At 43.2% G+C, this 21,668-nt stretch carries 19 protein-coding genes; 15 read left to right on the top strand and 4 right to left on the bottom strand.

Annotated features, from left to right (window positions below; translation table 11 throughout):
- Positions 1–73: 73 nt before the first annotated feature.
- From rbfA to nlpI, 5 genes are all read left to right on the top strand, one after another.
- Positions 74–472, top strand: coding sequence for a 30S ribosome-binding factor RbfA (gene rbfA / locus Q7674_RS19125; protein WP_045064031.1), 399 nt, complete (start codon positions 74–76; stop codon positions 470–472).
- A 2-nt stretch (positions 473–474) separates the two neighbouring features.
- Complete coding sequence (gene truB, locus Q7674_RS19120; RefSeq protein ID WP_305423121.1) at positions 475–1,425, top strand: tRNA pseudouridine(55) synthase TruB; 951 nt, start codon at positions 475–477, stop codon at positions 1,423–1,425.
- Positions 1,426–1,622: 197 nt separating this feature from the next.
- On the top strand, positions 1,623–1,892 hold the full coding sequence (gene rpsO / locus Q7674_RS19115) for a 30S ribosomal protein S15 (protein WP_005301136.1): 270 nt from the start codon (positions 1,623–1,625) through the stop codon (positions 1,890–1,892).
- 392 nt (positions 1,893–2,284) lie between these two features.
- Entirely contained in the window at positions 2,285–4,411 is a 2,127-nt protein-coding gene (pnp, locus tag Q7674_RS19110) for a polyribonucleotide nucleotidyltransferase (RefSeq protein WP_008988411.1), read from the top strand.
- 137 nt (positions 4,412–4,548) lie between these two features.
- Positions 4,549–5,481 (top strand): lipoprotein NlpI, encoded by a 933-nt coding sequence (nlpI, locus tag Q7674_RS19105; RefSeq protein ID WP_305423119.1) that lies wholly within the window; start codon positions 4,549–4,551, stop codon positions 5,479–5,481.
- 44 nt (positions 5,482–5,525) lie between these two features.
- On the opposite strand, the gene Q7674_RS19100 is transcribed toward nlpI, so the two are convergent.
- The 3 genes from Q7674_RS19100 to Q7674_RS19090 all read right to left on the bottom strand — a co-directional run bounded on the left by Q7674_RS19100 (position 5,526) and on the right by Q7674_RS19090 (position 9,598).
- Positions 5,526–6,404, bottom strand: coding sequence for a U32 family peptidase (locus tag Q7674_RS19100; protein WP_045064038.1), 879 nt, complete (start codon positions 6,402–6,404; stop codon positions 5,526–5,528).
- 11 nt (positions 6,405–6,415) lie between these two features.
- Complete coding sequence (gene ubiU, locus Q7674_RS19095; protein ID WP_008988408.1) at positions 6,416–7,423, bottom strand: ubiquinone anaerobic biosynthesis protein UbiU; 1,008 nt, start codon at positions 7,421–7,423, stop codon at positions 6,416–6,418.
- Between the two features lie 147 nt (positions 7,424–7,570).
- The gene (locus Q7674_RS19090; RefSeq protein ID WP_305423117.1) at positions 7,571–9,598 is read right to left on the bottom strand and encodes an EAL domain-containing protein; all 2,028 of its coding nucleotides are present in this window, start codon (positions 9,596–9,598) and stop codon (positions 7,571–7,573) included.
- 231 nt (positions 9,599–9,829) lie between these two features.
- Here Q7674_RS19090 and ubiT point away from each other — a divergent pair, with 231 nt between their 5' ends.
- The 5 genes from ubiT to rimI all read left to right on the top strand — a co-directional run bounded on the left by ubiT (position 9,830) and on the right by rimI (position 13,140).
- Complete coding sequence (gene ubiT, locus Q7674_RS19085; protein WP_008988406.1) at positions 9,830–10,351, top strand: ubiquinone anaerobic biosynthesis accessory factor UbiT; 522 nt, start codon at positions 9,830–9,832, stop codon at positions 10,349–10,351.
- Positions 10,341–10,844 (top strand): GNAT family N-acetyltransferase, encoded by a 504-nt coding sequence (locus Q7674_RS19080; protein ID WP_045064041.1) that lies wholly within the window; start codon positions 10,341–10,343, stop codon positions 10,842–10,844. The genes ubiT and Q7674_RS19080 overlap by 11 nt, the downstream gene beginning before the upstream one ends.
- A 186-nt stretch (positions 10,845–11,030) precedes the next feature.
- Positions 11,031–12,071 (top strand): glycerol dehydrogenase, encoded by a 1,041-nt coding sequence (locus tag Q7674_RS19075; protein ID WP_305423115.1) that lies wholly within the window; start codon positions 11,031–11,033, stop codon positions 12,069–12,071.
- Between the two features lie 222 nt (positions 12,072–12,293).
- Complete coding sequence (locus tag Q7674_RS19070; protein WP_023930968.1) at positions 12,294–12,695, top strand: DNA polymerase III subunit psi; 402 nt, start codon at positions 12,294–12,296, stop codon at positions 12,693–12,695.
- A complete protein-coding gene (rimI, locus tag Q7674_RS19065) occupies positions 12,685–13,140 on the top strand; it encodes a ribosomal protein S18-alanine N-acetyltransferase (protein ID WP_045064043.1) in 456 nt (151 codons plus the stop codon). Before Q7674_RS19070 ends, rimI begins: the two co-directional genes overlap by 11 nt.
- 93 nt (positions 13,141–13,233) lie before the next feature.
- Here the strand turns inward: rimI and prfC are convergent, their stop codons facing one another.
- Entirely contained in the window at positions 13,234–14,823 is a 1,590-nt protein-coding gene (gene prfC / locus Q7674_RS19060; RefSeq protein WP_008988401.1) for a peptide chain release factor 3, read from the bottom strand.
- Between the two features lie 236 nt (positions 14,824–15,059).
- On the opposite strand from prfC, the gene Q7674_RS19055 reads away from it, so the two are divergent.
- From Q7674_RS19055 to Q7674_RS19035, 5 genes are all read left to right on the top strand, one after another.
- Complete coding sequence (locus Q7674_RS19055) at positions 15,060–15,842, top strand: TatD family hydrolase (protein ID WP_045064045.1); 783 nt, start codon at positions 15,060–15,062, stop codon at positions 15,840–15,842.
- Positions 15,843–16,063: 221 nt separating this feature from the next.
- The gene (locus Q7674_RS19050) at positions 16,064–17,353 is read left to right on the top strand and encodes a NupC/NupG family nucleoside CNT transporter (protein ID WP_045064047.1); all 1,290 of its coding nucleotides are present in this window, start codon (positions 16,064–16,066) and stop codon (positions 17,351–17,353) included.
- A 603-nt stretch (positions 17,354–17,956) separates the two neighbouring features.
- Entirely contained in the window at positions 17,957–18,733 is a 777-nt protein-coding gene (gene deoC, locus Q7674_RS19045) for a deoxyribose-phosphate aldolase (protein ID WP_045064049.1), read from the top strand.
- 211 nt (positions 18,734–18,944) lie between these two features.
- The gene (deoA, locus tag Q7674_RS19040) at positions 18,945–20,276 is read left to right on the top strand and encodes a thymidine phosphorylase (protein WP_305423113.1); all 1,332 of its coding nucleotides are present in this window, start codon (positions 18,945–18,947) and stop codon (positions 20,274–20,276) included.
- A gap of 10 nt (positions 20,277–20,286) precedes the next feature.
- The gene (locus Q7674_RS19035; protein WP_045064052.1) at positions 20,287–21,507 is read left to right on the top strand and encodes a phosphopentomutase; all 1,221 of its coding nucleotides are present in this window, start codon (positions 20,287–20,289) and stop codon (positions 21,505–21,507) included.
- The last annotated feature ends 161 nt before the right edge of the window (positions 21,508–21,668 follow it).

Here is a 21,668-nt window from a genome sequence, read left to right as displayed (position 1 = left end):
TTAAGCAAAATGATTATGGGGAGCTTCGGCTCCCCATTCTTTCAAGAGCCTAATTCTTAGAGAGAGCAAAAAAATGGCAAAAGAATTTAGCCGTACACAGCGTGTAGCTCAGCAGCTACAAAAAGAATTAGCGTTGATCCTACAACGCGAATTAAAAGAGCCTCGTCTAGCAATGACGACTATCTCTAGCGTAGACGTATCTCGTGATATGGGTTACGCAAAGGTATATATCACGTTCCTAACGATTGGTGATCAAACGGAAGAAGAAAGCCTAGCTATTCTTCGTGAAAAAGCACCATACATTCGCTCACTATTAGGTAAGCAAATTCGTCTACGTGTAACACCAGAGCTGAACTTTATTTTCGATCAGTCTCTAACTGAAGGTATGCGTATTTCAAATCTTGTGACCAATGCAGTACGTTTTGACGAAGAGCGTCGTGGTGACGAAGACGAAGCGAAAGACGAGGAATAAGCATGGCACGTCGTCGTAAAGGTCGTCCGATCAACGGTGTGATTTTAGTCGATAAACCGACAGGCATTAGCTCAAACGATACGCTGCAAAAAGTAAAGCGTATCTTCTTTGCTCAAAAGGCGGGCCATACCTGTGCGCTCGATCCTTTGGCGACGGGTATGCTGCCGATTTGTTTTGGTGAAGCGACTAAGTTCTCACAGTTCTTATTGGATTCAGATAAACGCTACCGTGTGATTGCAAAACTCGGTGAGCGTACAGATACCTCTGACTCTGATGGTGAAGTGGTTGAAACACGCGAAGTGAAAGTGGATCGAGGTCAACTTGAGCGTTGTATTGCGAAATTCCGTGGTACAACAGATCAAATTCCATCGATGTACTCAGCACTGAAGTACAAAGGTCGTAAGCTTTACGAATATGCTCGTGAAGGTGTTGAAGTTCCTCGTGAGTCTCGCAAAATCACCGTTTACTCTGTTGATTTACTGCGTTTTGAAAACAATGAAGTGGAAATGGAGCTTCATGTTTCAAAAGGTACTTACATTCGCACTATCGTTGATGATCTTGGTGAAATGCTGGGCTGTGGTGCTCACGTGATCATGCTACGTCGTACTGGAGTATCGAATTTCCCTTACGAACGCATGGTGACAATTGAGCAACTTCAAGCAATGCTTGATGACGCTAAAGCCAATGATGTTGAGCCGGGAACGGTATTAGATCCATTATTGCTACCAACAGATACTGCGGTACAAGACTTACCTGAAGTAAATATCTTGCCAGCTATTGCTGTACATGTGCTTAATGGTAATCCTGTTCAAGCGGGTCGAGTGCCTGCCGAAGGTATGCTAGTGCGTATTACTGTGGGTCAAGAGCGTGAGTTCATCGGCGTTGGTGTGATTGATGCAAAAGGCATGTTGGCACCAAAACGTGTGATGGCGAACGAGCATCAACAAGATTAAGCGCAATTTGAAGCGATAAATCATCGATGGTGACATCAATATGATTTATCGCTCGGTTAATCGCTTAATTATCGCCGTGGTTACTAATTATTCGCTTGTAGTTATCTATATCGACCAGTATAATCCGCGGCTCGGGTGTCGGCTGAATCAGAGATTGGCTGACACAAATTAAAACATCTTTGTATTAGGAATGAGTTATGTCTCTGAATGCAGAAACTAAAGCAGCAATCGTTGCAGAATACGCACAAGGTCAAAACGACACTGGTTCTCCTGAAGTTCAGGTTGCGCTACTAACAGCACAAATCAACCACCTTCAAGGTCACTTTGCTAACCACAAGCACGACCACCACAGCCGTCGCGGTCTTCTACGTATGGTTTCTCGTCGTCGTAAGCTTCTAGATTACCTAAAAGGTAAGAACCTAGATCGTTACCAAGACCTAATCAAGCGTCTAGGCCTACGTCGCTAAGATTGCTTTTTAGAAAGGAGCCTTATGGCTCCTTTCTTTTTGTTTTAAAAAGATAAGACGCCCCGCAGTTTATATTTTTTCCCCTGTTCTTTTCCTCAATTTCGGCTACTATCTGTACCGAAATTAATCTGATGTTTGTTATATGCAGGCTAAAGCTGGAATATAATAGATAAAGATACAAACTGTTTGTTAGTTATCTCATTTTTGTACATCACGAGTCGTTTTCGTCGACCTTTAGGTCGCGGCTAATGAAATGCTTCATCGTTATGAATTATTTCCTTAGTCGCGATACGTGAAATGTCATGAAAGTGGGTATCATCACATGACGCTGTTGTTTGTCTCCGTTATAATTAGCGAGCAAATAGAAAGCGGAATAAATTAAGGAAATTCACGTGAATCCTATCGTAAAGACTTTCCAGTACGGTAACCACACGGTTACTCTTGAGACTGGTGTTATGGCACGTCAAGCGACGGCTGCAGTTATGGTTAGCATGGACGACACATCTGTGTTCGTTTCTGTTGTTGGTAAAAAAACAGCAGTAGAAGGTCAAGACTTCTTCCCACTAACAGTAAACTACCAAGAGCGTACTTACGCTGCTGGTAAAATCCCTGGTGGTTTCTTCAAGCGTGAAGGTCGTCCTTCTGAAGGTGAGACACTGACTGCACGTCTAATTGACCGTCCAATCCGTCCGCTATTCCCTGACGATTTCAAAAACGAAGTTCAAGTTATTGCAACTGTTGTTTCTGTAAACCCAGCAGTAAGCCCTGACATCGTAACTATGATCGGTACGTCTGCAGCGCTTGCAATTTCTGGTATCCCATTCAATGGTCCTATCGGTGCTGCACGTGTTGGTTACATCAACGATCAATTCGTACTAAACCCAAGCAACGTTGAGCTAGAAGAAAGCCGTCTAGACCTTGTTGTTGCTGGTACTGAAGCTGCTGTTCTTATGGTTGAGTCAGAAGCTGACCGTCTAACAGAAGAGCAAATGCTACAAGCTGTTGTATTTGGTCACGACCAACAACAAACTGTGATCAAAGCAATCAACGAGTTTGCAGCTGAAGTTGCTACTCCTGCTTGGGATTGGGTTGCACCAGCTGAGAACACTGCACTTAAGAATAAGATCGCAGAACTTGCTGAAGCTAAGCTTGTAGAAGCTTACCAAATCACAGAAAAGATGGCGCGTTACGATCGCATCCACGAGATCGCTGATGAAGTTAACGAAGTGCTACTTGCTGAAGATGTTGAAGCAAACACGAAAGAAATTCACACTATCTTCCACGATCTAGAGAAGACAGTAGTACGTCGCAGCATCATCGCTGGTAACCCACGTATCGATGGTCGTGAAAAAGACATGGTTCGTGCGCTAGACGTACGTACTGGTGTACTTCCACGTACTCACGGTTCATCTCTATTTACTCGTGGTGAGACTCAGGCTCTTGTTACTGCAACGCTTGGTACTCAACGTGACGCGCAAATCATTGATGAGCTAACGGGTGAGAAGAAAGATTACTTCCTACTACACTACAACTTCCCTCCATACTGTGTAGGTGAGACTGGTTTTGTAGGTTCACCTAAGCGTCGTGAAATTGGTCACGGTAAGCTTGCTAAGCGTGGTATTGCTGCGGTAATGCCATCAATTGATGAATTCCCATACACAGTACGTGTAGTATCAGAAATCACTGAATCTAACGGTTCATCTTCAATGGCTTCTGTATGTGGTACATCTCTAGCGCTTATGGACGCTGGTGTGCCAATCAAAGCATCTGTTGCGGGTATCGCAATGGGTCTTGTTAAAGAAGGCGATGATTTCGTTGTTCTTTCTGACATCCTTGGTGACGAAGACCACCTAGGTGATATGGACTTTAAAGTTGCGGGTACTGAAGACGGTATCACAGCACTTCAAATGGACATCAAGATCGAAGGTATCACTAAAGAAATCATGCAGATTGCACTTAACCAAGCAAAAGGTGCGCGTAAGCACATCCTTAGCGTAATGGATAACGCAATCAACACTCCTCGTGAAGATATTTCTGAGTTTGCTCCTCGTATTCATACTATGAAGATCAACCCAGAGAAGATCAAAGATGTAATCGGTAAAGGTGGTGCTGTGATCCGTGCACTTACTGAAGAAACTGGTACTACAATTGAGATCGAAGATGATGGTACAGTGAAGATCGCTGCGACTGAAGGTACTGCTGCGAAAGAAGCTATCCGTCGTATCGAAGAAATCACTGCTGACGTTGAAGTAGGCCGTATCTACACTGGTAAAGTAATGCGTATCGTAGATTTCGGTGCATTCGTATCAGTAATTGGCACGAAAGAAGGTCTAGTACACATTTCTCAAATCTCACAAGATCGTGTAGAGAAAGTGTCTGATTACCTACAAATGGGTCAAGAAGTTAAAGTTAAAGTGCTAGAAATCGACCGTCAAGGCCGTATCCGTCTAAGCATGAAAGAAGCTGTAGAAACTCCTGCAGCGGAAGCGCCAGCACAAAACGAACAACCTCAAGGTTAAGTTTTTTGCTAAAAGCATGATATAAAGGGGCTTCTTAGCCCCTTTTTTGTTATCTGTAAGATATCATGTGTGGGTTCTATGAAGTTGAATGACGAAAATAGGACTGAGTCATTTTATAAGCCTTAGGGAGAAGTGCCTTGATAGCAACTCGCTTAAAATTTGCCGTTATCACTGTAGTCATGTTGCTATCAGGTTGTGCGACGGCACCGACTAAGTGGACCCATCCTCCGATGGCGATCCCATTTCAGCCGACACTGCAGCAGCAGATCCAATTAGCGCGTATTGAGCAAATTTTGCAGCGTGATGATCTTTCCCAAGCAACATTAGCGCAAGTGTTCTATGAGCGTGGCTTAGTTTATGACAGTTTAGGCTTACGTGATTTGGCACGCTTAGATTTTAATAAATCATTGACGTTAGAGCCAAACCAACCGGATTTATATAATGTGCTAGGTGTGTACTTTACCCAGATGGCACATTTTGATGCTGCTTATGAAGCGTTTGATTCCACCTTAGAGCTTGCTCCTAACCATATGTACGCAGAGCGTAATCGTGGTATTGCACTGTATTATGGTGAACGTTATGAGTTAGCTAACAAGGATTTATTGCCACACTATAAACAAGATCTGAATGATCCTTATCGTGTGATTTGGTTATACCTCAATGACGTGGAATTACAGCCAGAACAAGCCTTAGTATTATTGATGCAGCGTTATGATGCCAGTGATAAAAAAGCGTGGGGCTGGCAGTTAGTTCGTTTGTTCTTAGGGCAAATGACTGAACGTCAATTGTTGAGTGATATTGCAGAGCAAAGTGAAAATAATGATGTGCTAGCTGAGCACTTAACAGAAGCGTATTTCTATTTAGGCAAGCTGCACCAGAATAAGCAAGATTACTCTACCGCAGTGATGCTCTATAAATTGGCGTTAGCGGGGAATGTGTATGAGTTTATTGAACATCGCTTATCGTTACTTGAATTGAGTCGACTCTATTCAGCTTACCAAGAGCAAGATGCTCCGAATAGCGAAACCGTTCCGGTCGTACCGGGGGATAAAAAAGAAAGCCGCAGATGAATGCGGCTTTTTTATTTGCTCTTTTGAGCGAGTGTTTGCGTTGCTTATTCGCTAATGTTAAGTCCAGCAAGGCTGTGCCAGTAACCATTACATTGGTGGCTGTCTTCTAACTGATGGCGAACTTCACTTTGCTCATTTGAGCGAAAATCATCGACTAAACTTAGCGTATCAAGGCCCAGTGGACTTAAACGAACCACATCAACTAAATCAGCCATGCCTTTTAGATCGTTGATCAAGTTGTAGCAGTAACCAGATTGGGTTTGAATACCATTTAGTGTAAAGACCTTTTGATTTTCTTGGCTGTTGACGGTGATCCCTTGTGGGTATTTAATACAGCAGGTTTCACAATCATCTTTAGCACGGTTCTCAGCACGAGCAGTAAAACAACGCGCAGAGTACGCTAACGGTAGGTAGCCGTAGCTGAACACTTCTGTTTCAAACTTACTGCGAATACCCAGTTTTTCACATTCTGTTAGTGTGTTGCTAAGCCATTCACGAGAAAGCTCAACGGGCATACACCAACGGGTCATACCTTGTTTTAAAAACAGGTTTAACGTTTGGGCGTTGTAGCAGTTCACAGCAGGGCCAACGACAAATGGGATCTTCGCTTGGGAAGCCAATTGAATTGCAGATACATCGTTCGCTTCAATGATGAAGTCGCCATTATCGACATACTTCTTCATGATGTTCACTTCGCTCGGCGCTTCAAGTAATGCCATGGTCGATAGTACTACTTGTTTGCCGCTCGTCGCGATATCTTTTGCGATCTCTAACCATTGTGCAGGCTTTAGCTCACGACGCTTTGAACACACGCTTTCGCCTAAGTAAATGATATCAACATTGCTGTTTTTCGCTTGTTGGTAAAACGCTTCAACATCATTTTTCGGCCAGAAGTAAAGCAATGGGCCAAGAGAGTATTTCATTGTTTGGCTCCTTATTGCCATTTACGGTGATAAGCACCGAGTGTGGTTTGTTTACCTTCTGAAACGTTACCTAAACAAGCATTCCAAGCAGGATTAACTTGGTAGCCTTCAGGGTTGGCAAGGTAGTGATCAATAGCTGCGCGCCAAGTACGAGTCACTTGCTCAACATAAGCAGGGCTACGTTGACGACCTTCAATTTTCACTGAAGCAATGTTGGCTTTAAATAGCTCGGGTAAGATCTCAAGCGTGTTTAAACTCGTTGGCTCTTCAAGGGCATGGTAGCGTTTGTTTTCGCCATCAATGTTGATATCAAAACGACCCTTACACAACGTCGGGTAGCCTGCGTTTTCACCGTGACCGTAACGGTCGATCAGCACTTCATTTAAGCGAGATTCAAGCCCTTGCGGGGTTTCTTGCCAACGAACAAATTTAGCTGGTGAGCAAGCACCCACTGTGTTTGGTGATTCGCCGGTCATGTAAGACGATAGGTAACAACGACCTTCAGACATAATACATAGGCTGCCGAAAGCAAATACTTCAAGCTCCATATCAGTATTACGGGCAAGTTGTTTTACTTGGTGGATCGACAATACGCGAGGTAGTACAACACGCTTTACATTAAAGTTCTGTTTGTAGAAATCAATCGCGGCCGTATTGGTAGCAGAGGCTTGCACAGACAGGTGCAGCTCTAAATCTGGGTAATGGGTTGCTGCGTATTCTAATACAGCAATATCTGCCACGATCAACGCATCTACACCCATAGCGGCAGCGTTATCAACCGCTTTTGTCCAACGGTTAAAACCATCTGGATGGGCAAAGGTGTTAAGTGCGACGTGAAGTTTACGGTTATGATCTTTAACGTACTCAACCGCTTTTTCTAGCTTGCGGCCAGTGAAGTTTAAACCAGCAAAATGGCGGGCATTGGTATCGTCCTTGAAACCGATATAAACGGCATCAGCACCATTATCAATTGCGGTTTTTAAGGCTGGAAGGTTACCAGCGGGGCAGAGAAGCTCCATTATTTTTTATCATCCAGTCTTTGAATAAAATGATGACCGATGATCCTAAAAGTGTTTAATGAATGGTGCTTTGATTTTAGGCAGGTTTTCGTTGTTTTTATTAAGAAAAAAGGAGCCGTTAAGCTCCTTTTTTGAGATGAATTTGACTCATTTATTCTGCAATAAAATCGCTTCTAATTCGTGTTTTGGCATTGGGCGATAAAAGTGGAAACCTTGGATATAGTCACAGTTCAAATTCGATAGTAGTGTCGCTTGTTGGCGGGTTTCAATTCCTTCTGCCACCACACTCATTTTGAGTGATTTTCCTAAATTGATAATGTTTTCAATCAAGGTGACCTGCTTGGGAATAGTGTCGATATCTTGAATAAATGCACGATCCACTTTTAGTTCATCAAGCGGGAAACGAGCGAGATACGATAGCGATGAATAACCAGTACCAAAATCATCAATAGAAAGGGCAAAGCCCAGTTGCTTGATCGAATTTAGCATCTGAACGGTATGCTCGCCGTCACTCATTACTGCACTCTCGGTTAGCTCAAACGTAATGTCAGCAGGGTTAATATCGGTGGATAGACGTAGCTTATCAACAAAACTAATTAAGCCCGAATTACCAAATTGCTGTGGTGATAAGTTAATCGCAACACGTCCTGTCAGCAGTTTACGTTTTTTCCATTGGCTAACGGTAGTAAAGACTTCACGCATCACAACGCAACCGAGCTGTTCAATTAAGCCAGAGCTTTCCGCGACTGGAATAAACTGAGCTGGGCTAATATAGCCTTCAACAGGGTGTTTCCAACGCACGAGTGCTTCTGCGCCATCAATGGCAAAATCACGGGCATTCACTTTGGGTTGATACCATACTTCTAAGCCGTTATTTTGCAGCGCTTTTTGCAGCTCAATTTCAAGCCACAAGCGCATACGAGCTTCTTTACTCATAGAATCATTAAATTCAACTAACAGGTTACGACCACGGTGCTTGGCTTCATACATGGCAGTATCGGCATTTTGTAGCATCATTCGGGCATCGCTACCGTGTCCCGGTGATGTCACCATACCAATTGAACAAGCTAAGTGTTTTCTAAAATGACGTAGTTCAAATGGTTGATTAACTAGTGCAATGATTTGCTCTGAGATAATTTCGCCTGTACGTTCATGCTCTGGGTTTGGCAGTAATATGGCAAATTCATCACCGCTTAAATAACCGATGATCGCGGTTTCGGGTAATAAACGACGCAGACGTTGGGCGATTTCTTGCAGTACTTTATCGCCAATATGATGACCTAACGAATCATTGATATTCTTGAAATTATCAATGTCGATATACAACATCACCACCGGCACTTCAGCTTTCATTAACTGCTCAAGTTGGCGCGTAAAACCATGGCGATTGAGCAAGCCTGTAAGTGGGTCCATTTGTACCAGTTGTTCAATGTGCCCTTGCTGGCGTTTGACCTCTTGCGTGGTTTCAATTTTTACCAATAGCGCTTCAGAGCCCATTTGTTTCACTGGGGATATGCTGAGCTTTACTGGTTTTGTTTGTTCATTTTTATTAATTGGGGTGTAGCAAGCGGGTGACTTACTGTCGTCACTTTTTAGTCTTTCACCCGTACAAGGTTGATTGTTGCTATCTAGCAGTAATTGATCCAGTGAGCGTCCTAGTAATTCTTTTTTTGTAGGAAAGCCAAGTTGAATCGCTGCCTGATCATTGGCGTTGATCACCACATTATTTTCAATTAAGCAGATCCCCTCAGTGATCAGGTTATTTAACTGATTGAGTTGATGCTCAGTTTCTTCCAGCGAATGAATAAGAATTTGGCGCTCAGAGGTATCAATTGAGTGCAGAATAATATGTTGAATATTGCCTTCAAGATCGCAAAGAGGGGCAAGGCTAAAGTGCAAGCTTGATTCGTGGCGACTGTCATTGAGTACGACCTCTGCTTCAACACTTTCACCACGAAATGCTCGCTCGTAATAGGGTTTAAGAGATTGGTAGTAATGATCGCCTAATACATTAGTATCGTTATTACCGAGCAGCGCTTCACGTTCAAGCCCACTGATTTCACAAAAGCGATTATTTACCGCGTGATAGTTATGTTGGCGATCAAGGATGGCAAAAAAGAAGGGGCTATTATCAGTCAGCAAAGGAAACCAATAGTCTAGTTGCTCTGTTGGCATTTAGTCACCATTCTCCATGTCGGTGTTATATTTAATGCGCTACGTATGTACCAAGTAGCGTATATATAAATGTTATGAATGTACTCTAGTCTTAATATACAGCTCGTGGCGAAAATTATTATTAACTTTGCCAAAACAGAAGCGTTTTTTTTGACTCAAGGCATAAAACGAAACTGCTATCTTGCCATACAATCGGGATCTAAGTGCGATTTTAAACAGGAATAAATCATAGTGATTGCTCAACTTCGAAAACAAATAGTTCAACATGCTCCTTCATTACTACGCGTACCTGCGAAATTAACGCCTTTCTCTGTACAAAAGAAAGTGATGTTAGAAGGCTTAGCTATGGTTTTCAAAGAAGCGCTAGAGGACGGCGATTTTGAGTTCTTAGAAGATCGTTGGCTAAAAGTGGAAGTACGTGATTTAGGTCTGCAATGGTTCATTAGTTATGAAGATGAAAAGCTAGTGGTTGCAGAGCACTGCGAACAAGAAGATGTCAGTTTCAGCGGTGAGTGTAATGATTTAGTACTTATTGCTGCACGTAAAGAAGATCCTGATACACTGTTCTTCCAACGTCGTCTTCGTATCGAAGGGGATACTGAGTTAGGTCTAGAAGTGAAAAACTTGATGGATAGTATCGATCTTGATTCTCTACCTGCTCCTGTGAAGTTTATATTGCAGCAATCAGCTGAGTTCATTCATCAAGGTATGCATGAGCGCAGTGCTGCCCAAGAGGCCTTAAATGCTCATTAGATCTGAAGCTCCTGCTGATATCTTACCAATAGATACCCTACTCAAAGCTGTTTTTCCGTCGGAAGCGGAAGCGAACCTTGTGATGACATTACGCGAAAATGGTTGTCGAACCTTATCGCTGGTGGCATGCAATGACGAGGGTGAAGTGGTAGGTAATGCCTTTTTTAGCCCAGTGACCATTGATGGTGAAGATCATAATTGGCAAGGCTTAGCGCCTTTAGCTGTGCGTGAAGACTATCAAGGTCAAGGTATTGGTCTTGCACTGATTGAAGAAGCGAAAAGCGTATTGGGTGATTTTGGCTACCCTGCGATCGTAGTATTAGGTGAGCCTGCTTATTACTCAAAAGCGGGCTTTGAAAAAGCATTGGATCACCAATTGACTTGTCCATGGCCGAATACGGAAGAAGCATTCATGGTATGTGATGTTTTTTCAGGTACCGTTGCTCAGCACCAAGGTATGGTGAAGTACAGCCCAGAGTTTGATGCGCTTTAATCACATATAGTGATGTTGTTATTCGTTATTTTTAAAAGCACAGCTGTTAATGCTGTGCTTTTTTATTTTTCATTTATTCATTCATTTTACTATTGGGATGTAAGATATCTAATTTCTTATTATGTCTTGCTTCTTCGCCGTGCTAACTTAATTGTCGTATAAATATAATGATTAGGACTATCGACGATGATCCCGCGTAGCATTACATCTCCAAAAAAATTCATTATTGGTCAAGACTTATTGGCACAACTTGATAGCTTTATTAAAGACTTTGGCAATAATGCATTGCTTATTTGTGATGAGTTCATTCTCGAACGTGTTCAACAACAGGCGATGCCGTGTTTAGAGCAAGCAGGGATCACAGCATGTGCTGAAAAATTTCAGGGTGAATGTACAGACAATGAAATTGAGCGCTTACGTCTGGTAGTGGAAACACAAGGTGCTAATATTGTTGTCGGTATCGGTGGTGGTAAAACCTTAGATGTAGCGAAAGCTGTTGCTCATTATAGCCATGCTTCAGTGGTGATCTTCCCAACCATTGCATCAAGTGATGCACCTTGTACTGCTGTCTCTGTTATTTATAACGAGAATGGCGAATTCGATCGTTACCTAGTTTTACCACAAAACCCCGATGTGGTGTTGGCAGATACACGCCTTATTGCTCAAGCGCCGGAAAAATATTTTGCTGCGGGTATTGGTGATGCGTTAGCGACCTTTTTTGAAACTCGGGCTTGTTGTTATGCGGCCAGTTTAAATTTGGTGAAAACCCGTGTGTCACGCACTGGGCTTGGTATGGCGTTGATGTGCTACGAGTTAATTGTCGATAATGTTGAAATGGCAATGGAAGCGGTACGTCGTCAGGAAGTGACTCCTGCTTTAGAAGAGATGGTGGAAGCCATTGTGTACTTAAGTGGTGTCGCTGCTGAGTCTGGCGGTATCGCGTGTGCACATGCTATCTGTAATGGTATGTCATCGCTCGAGAAATTTAATCACATTCAACACGGCGAGAAAGTCGCATTTGGTCTGCTAGTACAATTGGTGTTAGAGAAAGCCGATATTGAAGAAATTGAGAATGTGATTTACGTGATCAAAACAGCAGGGCTGCTACTAACATTAGCTGATTTCGGTATTGATGAGTTTGTGGAATCTGACTGGCGAGAAGTGGTTGATATAGCCTGCTCTCCAGCAAACTCAATGGGCAACATGCTTGGTGAAAGTCAGTGCTAATCAGGTGTACCAAGCGATCATTGAAGCAAATAAGCTGGCGCAGCGCTATCACGATTAATTTAATGCTGATGTAAGGAAAGTGCCGACGTTATTGTCGGTATTTTTTTATCCATTATTTCATTGGGTTTATAAGTACAATTGAAGCGTAATTTGGTAGGATCAGCGCCATGAATTGCCATAGCATAGCTAATAGTGTTGTGGAAGTTAGATAGCAGGTACGGAATGAAACAGCGTGATATTCAGGTGCTCCAAGAAATGGGGTTAACCTATTGGCAGGTGAGAAAGCCTGAAATCTTTCCTGATCAAGTCATTCCCGTGATTGATCTCCCTGAAAGTTGCAAACTACTGTTAGTTACCAATGATGAACTCAATGAGCATGATGCATGGTTGTTTGGGCGTATTCTCAGTAGTATGAAATTACAACCTGAACAGGCGTTATCTCTGCCGCTTGAAGCCTTAGAGCAAGTGGGTGAACACCATTTAACGTGGTGTTGGTTTGCTGGTTGCCAAGGCGCTCATCCAACCGGATGTCAGGTACTTAATTCCGTATCTTTACCGTTAATGCATAATGATCCTTCTGCGAAGAAAACATTATGGCAACAGATCTGTAGTTATGACGCATAAAATTATTCCCCTAGAAGCACAGCATTGTGATGAGGTATGGCGCATTGAGCAAGCAGCTCATGCTTTTCCTTGGGCTGAATCAATGATCCGTAAAGAGCCCAATCGTATTGCGGCAAACTACGTTTTAATCGCTGATGATCAAGTTGTTGGCTACTGTTATGGGCAGCTGGTGGCAGGTGAAGGTACGTTACTTAATATTGCCATTGATCCTGCACACCAACGCAAGGGCTACGGTAAAATCTTATTAAATGGTTTTATTGATGCGCTAGAAGCGAAACAAGCAGAAGAAATTTGGTTAGAAGTGCGCGAAAGTAACACTGGTGCCTATAAGCTTTATGAAGCGACAGGATTTAATGAAACTAACCGTCGTGTGGATTACTACCCAACAGCAACAGGTCGTGAAGATGCCTTGATCATGGCGTACATGTTCATGCCATTTGGTTAATTTACTGTTGTTATTTGATGAGTGATAAACATGAAAAAGCCGAGCATCATGCTCGGCTTTGTTATATCTATTGGTTAAATCTAATAGCGCTGATTAGTGTTCACGTGTTGCACGGAAATCAACTTCAGGGAAACGCTCTTTCGCAAGGTTTAGGTTAACCATCGTTGGTGCGATGTAAGACAAGTTATCGCCACCATCAAGTGCAAGGTTTGCTTGGTTCTTACGCTTAAACTCTTCGAGTTTCTTCACGTCATCACACTCAACCCAACGTGCAGTTGCCACGTTAACACCTTCGTAAATCGCTTCAACGTTGTACTCTGCTTTTAGACGTGCAACAACCACATCAAACTGAAGCACACCGACCGCACCTACGATCAAATCGTTGTTTTGCAGTGGACGGAATACCTGTACCGCACCTTCTTCAGAAAGCTGTACCAGACCTTTTAGTAGCTGCTTTTGCTTTAGTGGATCTTTTAGGCGAATACGGCGGAACAATTCTGGTGCGAAGTTTGGAATACCAGAGAACTTCAAGCTTTCACCTTGAGTGAAAGTATCACCGATTTGGATTGTACCGTGGTTGTGTAGACCAATGATGTCACCAGCATAAGCGGTTTCAGCACGAGAACGATCACCCGCCATGAACGTTACCGCATCAGAGATACTAACGTTTTTACCGGTACGAACATGGTTCATCTTCATACCTTGAGTGTAAGTACCCGATACAATACGCATGAATGCGATACGGTCACGGTGCTTAGGATCCATGTTGGCTTGGATCTTAAATACGAAGCCAGAGAACTTATCTTCCGTTGCTACTACTTCACGCTCGTTGGCTTGGCGAGGTAGTGGCGCTGGTGCCCATGCGGTTAAGCCATCAAGCATGTGGTCAACACCAAAGTTACCTAGTGCAGTACCAAAAAATACTGGTGTTAGTTCGCCAGCTAAAAATAGCTCTTCATCAAACTCGTTTGAAGCGCCCAGTACAAGCTCAAGCTCTTCACGAAGTTGTTCAGCTAGATCGCTACCTACAGCTTCATCAAGCTCAGGGTTATCAATGCCCTTAACGATACGTTGTTCTTGGATCGTATGACCTTGACCTGTGCTGTATAGGATCGTTTCGTCACGGTGAATGTGGTACACACCTTTGAACTCTTTACCACAACCGATCGGCCATGAAATAGGAGCACATGCCATACCTAGTTCATTTTCAACTTCGTCTAGTAGCTCCATTGGATCACGGATATCACGGTCCAATTTGTTCATGAAGGTAACGATAGGCGTATCACGCAGACGCGTTACTTCCATTAGCTTACGGGTACGATCTTCGACACCTTTTGCTGCATCGATAACCATTAGACATGAGTCAACAGCGGTTAGAGTACGGTAGGTATCTTCCGAGAAATCTTCGTGTCCTGGAGTATCTAGTAGGTTTACCAGGCATTCGTTGTATGGAAATTGCATTACAGAGGTAGTAACAGAGATACCACGCTCTTTTTCCATCTCCATCCAGTCTGATTTTGCGTGTTGGTTAGAACCACGACCTTTTACCGTACCTGCTTTTTGGATAGCGTTTCCGAATAACAGTACTTTTTCGGTAATGGTTGTTTTACCCGCATCGGGGTGAGAGATGATAGCGAAAGTACGACGTTTAGATACTTCGCCCTGAAACTGAGTTTGCGACATTAGCGTGTTCTTTTTAAATAAAAGTACTCCGTTGCCGCTGTATTACATCAAGCAAAGCAACAGAACAAAATGAATGGTAAGTTGTCTATTATTGTCGCTGATTTTAGCGTGAGACTCAATCTAGGCGTATAAGAATCCTTAATTGAGCATAGTGAAATAAAGTATTCTTAACCAAATAGAAGAGAGCGATAAGGTATCTCTTCATAACAAGAGATTTGTAATGAAAGGGATTATAGATGATAGATACCCATTGCCACTTTGATTATCCCCCATTTAGTGATGATCCAGAGCGTGCGTTAACCTTGGCAAAAGCGGCTGGAGTTAAGCAAATAGTCATTCCCTCTGTTGGGCAATCTAATTGGCATAGTATTGAGCAGTTATGCCAACACCATCATGAGCTTTATTACGGTTTGGGTATTCATCCTTTCTTTAGCACCGAACATACTGATGATGTATGTACTCAATTGGCCAATGCATTAGCAACGGCGTTAAAACAGCCTAATACAAAGTGTGTTGCTGTAGGTGAGTGCGGATTGGATTTTGCGATAGCAGAGTTTGATCGTCAGCAGCAATTATCGTGGCTCACTGAACAATTAAAGTTAGCTAATACTTACCACCTTCCTGTTATATTACATTGTCGTAAAGCCTTTCCTGAATTATTGCGAGCCATTAAAACGGATATGCCTTCTCAAGGTGGGGTTTATCATGGTTTTAGTGGTAGTTATCAGCAAGCATCTCAATTGTTGGATTTGGGGATCAAAATTGGCGTCGGTGGCACAATCACGTATGAACGGGCGAAAAAGACCCGAGAGACCATTAGAAAATTGCCATTGTCAGCGATCGTGTTAGAGACCGATGCGCCTGATATGCCTGTTTGTGGTTTTCAAGGAGAACCAAATCGTCCTGAACGTTTAACCCATATTGCGCAGTCAGTTGCACTGCTTAAAGGGATAGAAATAGCGGATGTTATCGGTGCTACAACCTTAACTGCATATGAACTATTTAAAATTCCCTCGTGATCTTGGTACAAAAGACAAACGATTGCGTAAAACGTTTGCTTTTTGGTTATAATTTTTTGTGATTGCGTTCACAGAGTGGGTAACTCTTGCATGTTTACAGCTCTAAAACTGTGATGGTGGCATTACTTTGTTACGGGCTGCATGCGTATAATGCGCACGACTCTTATAGAGAGCCGAATTGTTGAGACGCCAAATTTAACTTAATAGGATATACATAAACCATGAGCATGTTTATGAGCCTGGTTGGGATGGTTGTTCTGCTATTAATCGCAGTACTACTTTCTGATAACCGTAAAGCAATTAACTTACGTACTGTTGGTGGCGCATTTGCTATCCAATTCTTATTAGGTGCATTCGTACTGTATGTGCCAGTTGGTCGTGATGTGCTGTATGGCATGTCTCAAGCTGTTGCTAACGTTATCGCTTACGGTAATGACGGTATCAACTTCCTATTTGGTGGCCTAACATCGGATAAAATGTTTGAAGTATTCGGTGGTGGTGGCTTTGTATTCGCCCTACGCGTTCTTCCTGTTATTGTCTTCTTCTCTGCGTTGATTAGTGTTCTTTACTACTTGGGTGTGATGCAAATTGTTATCAACATTCTTGGTGGCGGTCTACGCAAAGTATTGGGTACTTCTCACGCCGAATCTATGTCAGCAACAGCGAACATTTTCGTTGGTCAAACAGAAGCACCATTAGTTGTTCGTCCATTCATTCCTAAGATGACGCAATCTGAGCTATTCGCAGTAATGTGTGGTGGTTTGGCGTCAGTTGCTGGTGGTGTACTAGCAGGTTACGCATCAATGGGTGTACCGCTAGAGTACCTAATTGCAGCATCATTCATGGCAGCACCTGGTGGTCTACTGTTTGCTAAAATCATCAAGCCAGAAACTGAGCAGCCTATTGAGCAGCTTGCTGGTAACGAAGATGAAAGTGTTGAAAAACCAGCTAACGTTATCGACGCAGCAGCAGCAGGTGCTTCATCTGGTATGCAACTTGCGCTAAACGTAGGTGCGATGCTACTAGCATTCATCGGTCTAATCGCCCTAATCAACGGTATGCTAGGTGGTATCGGTGGTTGGTTCGGTATGCCTGAGCTAACACTAGAACTAATCCTAGGTTACATCTTCGCACCACTTGCTTACCTAATCGGCGTGCCATGGGGTGAAGCACAAATCGCTGGTTCATTCATCGGTCAGAAGATTGTTGTTAACGAATTCGTTGCTTACCTAAACTTTGCACCGTACCTAAAAGACGTGGCAGATGGCGGTATGCTTGTAGCTCAAACTGGCGCAGCAATGTCTGAGAAGACAAAAGCAATTATCTCATTCGCACTATGTGGTTTCGCAAACCTTTCATCGGTTGCAATCCTACTAGGTGGTCTAGGTGGCCTTGCTCCAAGCCGCCGTGCAGAAATCGCTCGCTTCGGTATGAAGGCGGTAGCAGCAGGTACGTTATCGAACCTAATGTCTGCAACAATTGCTGGTCTGTTTATCTCTCTAGCGATGTAATTGCTAAGATAACCAAATCTCATAAAAACGCCCTGACGAAAGTCGGGGCGTTTTTTTATGTTTGCACTGGAAATGTTCAGCGATAATCAACAGCATAAGTAAACATTATGGCGATAGTTCGAAATTAACTTGCATAAAATCGATTGCGTTCCCTTTTCTATATTTTCACTCTGCTATTCTTACGCCATTCAAAAAGGGTAATGTGACGAGCAAATGCCACTTATTTAAAGTCAATAAGGTTAGGCAGAATAACGCTGTTACTGTTTCTGATTTATTATTTTAGTAAACACATTATCCACGGGTGGAAACATAAGTTTGATAGTCGAATGACGGTCGAGTTGTTATGATTGAGCCCAACAAATAAAGCGATTTTGCAAGGGGAGCACAGTGTGCTGCTGCTCTTGCGCGGGAATATGGATAAGTCATTTGGTAAGTATTTACTTACTGAAAACTTCAAGGAATCAAGTCCGCTCATTTGTTGCAGTATTTGATACTGCATTCGGTAGCCTGATGGAAAACCATGAGAGCTTTACCTTCGTTTATACTGATATTCACAGCTTCATTTGATCAGCTTTGAATTAAATATTACGACTGGAGATAGTCATGAGCGATTTAAAAACTGCTGCACTACGTGCACTTAAATTAATGGATTTAACAACACTGAATGACGACGACACTGATGCAAAAGTGATCGAGCTTTGTAAGAACGCTAAAACAGTTGTTGGTAACACGGCAGCAGTGTGCATTTACCCTCGCTTTATCCCAGTAGCGAAGAAGCAACTACGTGAGCAAGGTACGCCAGAAGTACGCATTGCAACAGTAACTAACTTCCCACACGGTAACGATGATATCGAAATCGCTGTTGCTGAAACAAAAGCGGCGGTTGCTTACGGTGCTGACGAAGTCGACGTAGTATTCCCATACCGCGCACTAATGGCTGGTAATGCAGAAGTTGGTTTTGAGCTTGTGAAGCAATGTAAAGCGGCATGTGGCGACAACGTACTACTAAAAGTTATCATCGAAACGGGTGAGCTAAAAACAGAAGCACTTATCAAGCAAGCATCTGAAATCTCAATCAATGCTGGTGCAGATTTCATCAAAACATCAACAGGTAAAGTGCCTGTAAACGCAACACCAGAATATGCACAAATCATGCTTAATGTGATTAAAGACATGGGCGTAGAAAAAACAGTTGGCTTTAAGCCTGCTGGTGGTGTGCGTACAGCTGAAGATGCGCAACAGTATCTAGCGATGGCTGATGAAACTCTAGGTGCTGAGTGGGCGGATAGCCGCCACTACCGTTTTGGTGCATCAAGCCTACTGGCTAACTTGCTACACACATTAGGCGAAGGTGAAGAAGCGGCGCAAGGCGGCTACTAATCTTTTGTAAACAAGGTGGTGAATCGCCACCTTGTTTAAATTCTTTGGCGACGTTATTAACGTCGTAACTAATACTTTAATTTGTATATCAGCACTACGTTTTCGTGGTTGTTGCCTTTTTTGCACCTAAAATTTAGAAAATAAAGCAAAACACCATAAATTAAAGCGTTAGTACTCCCTACTTAGCTGAACAAAAAATAAGAGGATCAGCATGTACTTACCTCAAGAAATCATTCGTAAAAAGCGTGACAATATTGAATTAACTGCCGATGAAATTAATTTCTTCATTCAAGGCGTAGCGAAAGATACTGTCTCTGAAGGTCAAATTGCGGCATTCGCAATGGCAATTTACTTTAACGATATGACCATGGACGAGCGTGTGGCACTAACATGTGCAATGCGTGATTCAGGCATGGTGATTGATTGGGGATACATGCACTTTGATGGTCCTGTTGTAGATAAACACTCAACCGGTGGTGTGGGTGATGTGACTTCATTAATGCTAGGCGCAATGGTGGCGGCATGTGGTGGTTACGTACCAATGATCTCTGGTCGTGGTTTGGGCCACACAGGCGGTACGCTCGATAAGCTGGAATCAATCCCAGGTTATAACATCACTCCAACCAACGAAGTGTTCGGTAGTGTGACGAAAGAGGCGGGTGTGGCGATCATTGGTCAAACTGGTGATTTAGCGCCAGCGGATAAGCGTGTGTACGCGACCCGTGACGTGACTGCAACGGTTGATAACATCTCACTAATTACCGCCTCGATTTTATCGAAGAAATTAGCAGCTGGCTTAGATTACTTAGTGATGGATGTGAAAGTGGGCTCTGGTGCATTTATGCCAACTTACCAAGCCTCTGAAGATCTAGCGAAATCAATCGTCGCAGTGGCAAATGGTGCGGGTACGTGTACATCTGCATTGCTAACAGACATGAACCAAGTATTAGCATCGAGCGCGGGTAATGCACTAGAAGTACGTGAAGCGGTACAGTTCTTAACTGACGAATACCGTAACCCTCGTTTGTTTGAAGTAACTATGGCATTGTGTGCTGAAATGTTAGTGATCAGTAAGTTAGCTACTGATACACAACAAGCACGTACTAAGCTGCAAGCAGTATTAGATAACGGTCAAGCGGCAGAGCGATTTGGCAAAATGGTGGCAGGTTTAGGTGGCCCTACAGATTTCATCGAAAACTATGACAACTATTTAGAAAAAGCTGAAATCGTGAAGCCAGTATTTGCTGAAACGACAGGTTTTGCTCATGCCATGGATACTCGTGGTTTAGGTATGGCTGTGGTGGGTATGGGCGGTGGTCGCCGCGTAGCAAGCGATAAGATTGATTACGCAGTAGGCTTTAGCGACATGATCCGTTTAGGTGATGAAGTGTATGCTGATACCCCATTAGCTATGGTACATGCACGTACTGAAGCACAATGGGAAGAAGCAGCAAAAGCAGTTCGTAGCAACATCACCGTGAGTGACAATAAACCTGAAGCAACCCCTGAAGTATACCGTCGTGTCAGCAAGCAAGATGTGTAATGGAGTAACTATGAAACGTTCAATTATTTTAGTGCTAGATTCTTTTGGTATTGGTGCCTCTGCAGACGCTGATAAATTTGGTGATGTAGGTGCAAATACATTGGGTCATATTGCACAGGCGTGTGCGCGCGGCGAAGCTAATAATGGCGATCGCAACGGTCCATTACACTTACCAAACTTAACAAAATTAGGTTTAGCGAAAGCGTGTGAAGAATCATGCGGTAGCTTCCCTGAAGGCATGGATCCAAATTCAGAGATCACAGGCGCTTACGCCCATGCACAAGAGCTATCTTCTGGTAAAGATACGCCATCTGGTCACTGGGAAATTGCTGGTGTGCCTGTGTTGTTTGATTGGGGCTACTTTGACGATAAAGCAAATAGCTTCCCGAAAGAGCTTACTGATCGCATTCTAGCTCGCGCAGGTTTAGATGGCTTCCTTGGTAACTGCCATGCATCGGGTACACAAGTACTGGATGATCTAGGCGAAGAGCACATGAGAACGGGTCAACCAATCTTCTACACTTCTGCTGACTCAGTATTTCAGATTGCCTGTCATGAAGAGACATTTGGTTTAGATCGTCTATTAGAGCTTTGCCAAATTGCCCGTGAAGAGCTAGAAGATTACAACATTGGCCGTGTTATCGCGCGTCCATTTATCGGTGCAGGTAAAGGTCAGTTTGAGCGTACGGGTAACCGCCGTGATTTGTCGCTTGAGCCGCCAGCAGCAACGATTTTACAAAAGCTAGTGGATGAGAAACAAGGTGAAGTGGTATCCATCGGTAAGATTTCTGATATCTACGCAGGTTGCGGTATTACGAGCAAAGTAAAAGCAACTGGCATTCCTGCTTTGTTTGACGCAACGTTAGCGCAAATTAAAGAAGCGGGTGATAACACCATTGTGTTCACTAACTTTGTTGATTTCGATTCTGCTTATGGTCACCGTCGTAATGTGGCAGGTTATGCGGCAGCGCTTGAATACTTTGATCGTCGTCTACCTGAGATCTTAGAGCTACTTCAAGGTGAGGATGTCATGATCATTACAGCCGATCACGGTTGTGATCCAACATGGCCGGGTACTGATCATACTCGTGAGCACATTCCAGTATTGGTTGCAGGTCCTAATATCAAGCCTGGCTCACTAGGTCGCCGTGAGACATTTGCCGATATCGGTCAAAGTCTAGCAGAGTACTTTGGTACTTCTGATATGGAATACGGTAAGTCATTCCTATAATTGAAAAATTTCTTATAAGGGTAAATCTTATTTACCCTTATTTATTATAAAAAAGACATGATTGTTTAGTATTTTCCACTTTATAATGCGAGACAGTCACAGCGTGTTTAGCGAAATGTCAGCCTTTAACGTTGAGCGTAATTCAACACTGACAGCTAACT

The organism is Photobacterium leiognathi (assembly GCF_030685535.1).
Taxonomy (GTDB): domain Bacteria; phylum Pseudomonadota; class Gammaproteobacteria; order Enterobacterales; family Vibrionaceae; genus Photobacterium; species Photobacterium leiognathi.
This window is presented reverse-complemented; position numbering and strand designations above follow the sequence as displayed.

What these genes read in the sequence shown, in the direction of transcription:
- rbfA (WP_045064031.1), top strand. Translation starts at nt 74, where the DNA reads ATGGCAAAAGAATTTAGCCGTACACAGCGTGTAGCTCAGCAGCTACAA.
- truB (WP_305423121.1), top strand. Translation starts at nt 475, where the DNA reads ATGGCACGTCGTCGTAAAGGTCGTCCGATCAACGGTGTGATTTTAGTC.
- rpsO (WP_005301136.1), top strand. Translation starts at nt 1,623, where the DNA reads ATGTCTCTGAATGCAGAAACTAAAGCAGCAATCGTTGCAGAATACGCA.
- Q7674_RS19100 (WP_045064038.1), bottom strand. Translation starts at nt 6,404, where the DNA reads ATGAAATACTCTCTTGGCCCATTGCTTTACTTCTGGCCGAAAAATGAT.
- ubiU (WP_008988408.1), bottom strand. Translation starts at nt 7,423, where the DNA reads ATGGAGCTTCTCTGCCCCGCTGGTAACCTTCCAGCCTTAAAAACCGCA.
- Q7674_RS19090 (WP_305423117.1), bottom strand. Translation starts at nt 9,598, where the DNA reads ATGCCAACAGAGCAACTAGACTATTGGTTTCCTTTGCTGACTGATAAT.
- Q7674_RS19080 (WP_045064041.1), top strand. Translation starts at nt 10,341, where the DNA reads ATGCTCATTAGATCTGAAGCTCCTGCTGATATCTTACCAATAGATACC.
- Q7674_RS19075 (WP_305423115.1), top strand. Translation starts at nt 11,031, where the DNA reads ATGATCCCGCGTAGCATTACATCTCCAAAAAAATTCATTATTGGTCAA.
- Q7674_RS19070 (WP_023930968.1), top strand. Translation starts at nt 12,294, where the DNA reads ATGAAACAGCGTGATATTCAGGTGCTCCAAGAAATGGGGTTAACCTAT.
- rimI (WP_045064043.1), top strand. Translation starts at nt 12,685, where the DNA reads ATGACGCATAAAATTATTCCCCTAGAAGCACAGCATTGTGATGAGGTA.
- prfC (WP_008988401.1), bottom strand. Translation starts at nt 14,823, where the DNA reads ATGTCGCAAACTCAGTTTCAGGGCGAAGTATCTAAACGTCGTACTTTC.
- Q7674_RS19055 (WP_045064045.1), top strand. Translation starts at nt 15,060, where the DNA reads ATGATAGATACCCATTGCCACTTTGATTATCCCCCATTTAGTGATGAT.
- Q7674_RS19050 (WP_045064047.1), top strand. Translation starts at nt 16,064, where the DNA reads ATGAGCATGTTTATGAGCCTGGTTGGGATGGTTGTTCTGCTATTAATC.
- deoC (WP_045064049.1), top strand. Translation starts at nt 17,957, where the DNA reads ATGAGCGATTTAAAAACTGCTGCACTACGTGCACTTAAATTAATGGAT.
- deoA (WP_305423113.1), top strand. Translation starts at nt 18,945, where the DNA reads ATGTACTTACCTCAAGAAATCATTCGTAAAAAGCGTGACAATATTGAA.
- Q7674_RS19035 (WP_045064052.1), top strand. Translation starts at nt 20,287, where the DNA reads ATGAAACGTTCAATTATTTTAGTGCTAGATTCTTTTGGTATTGGTGCC.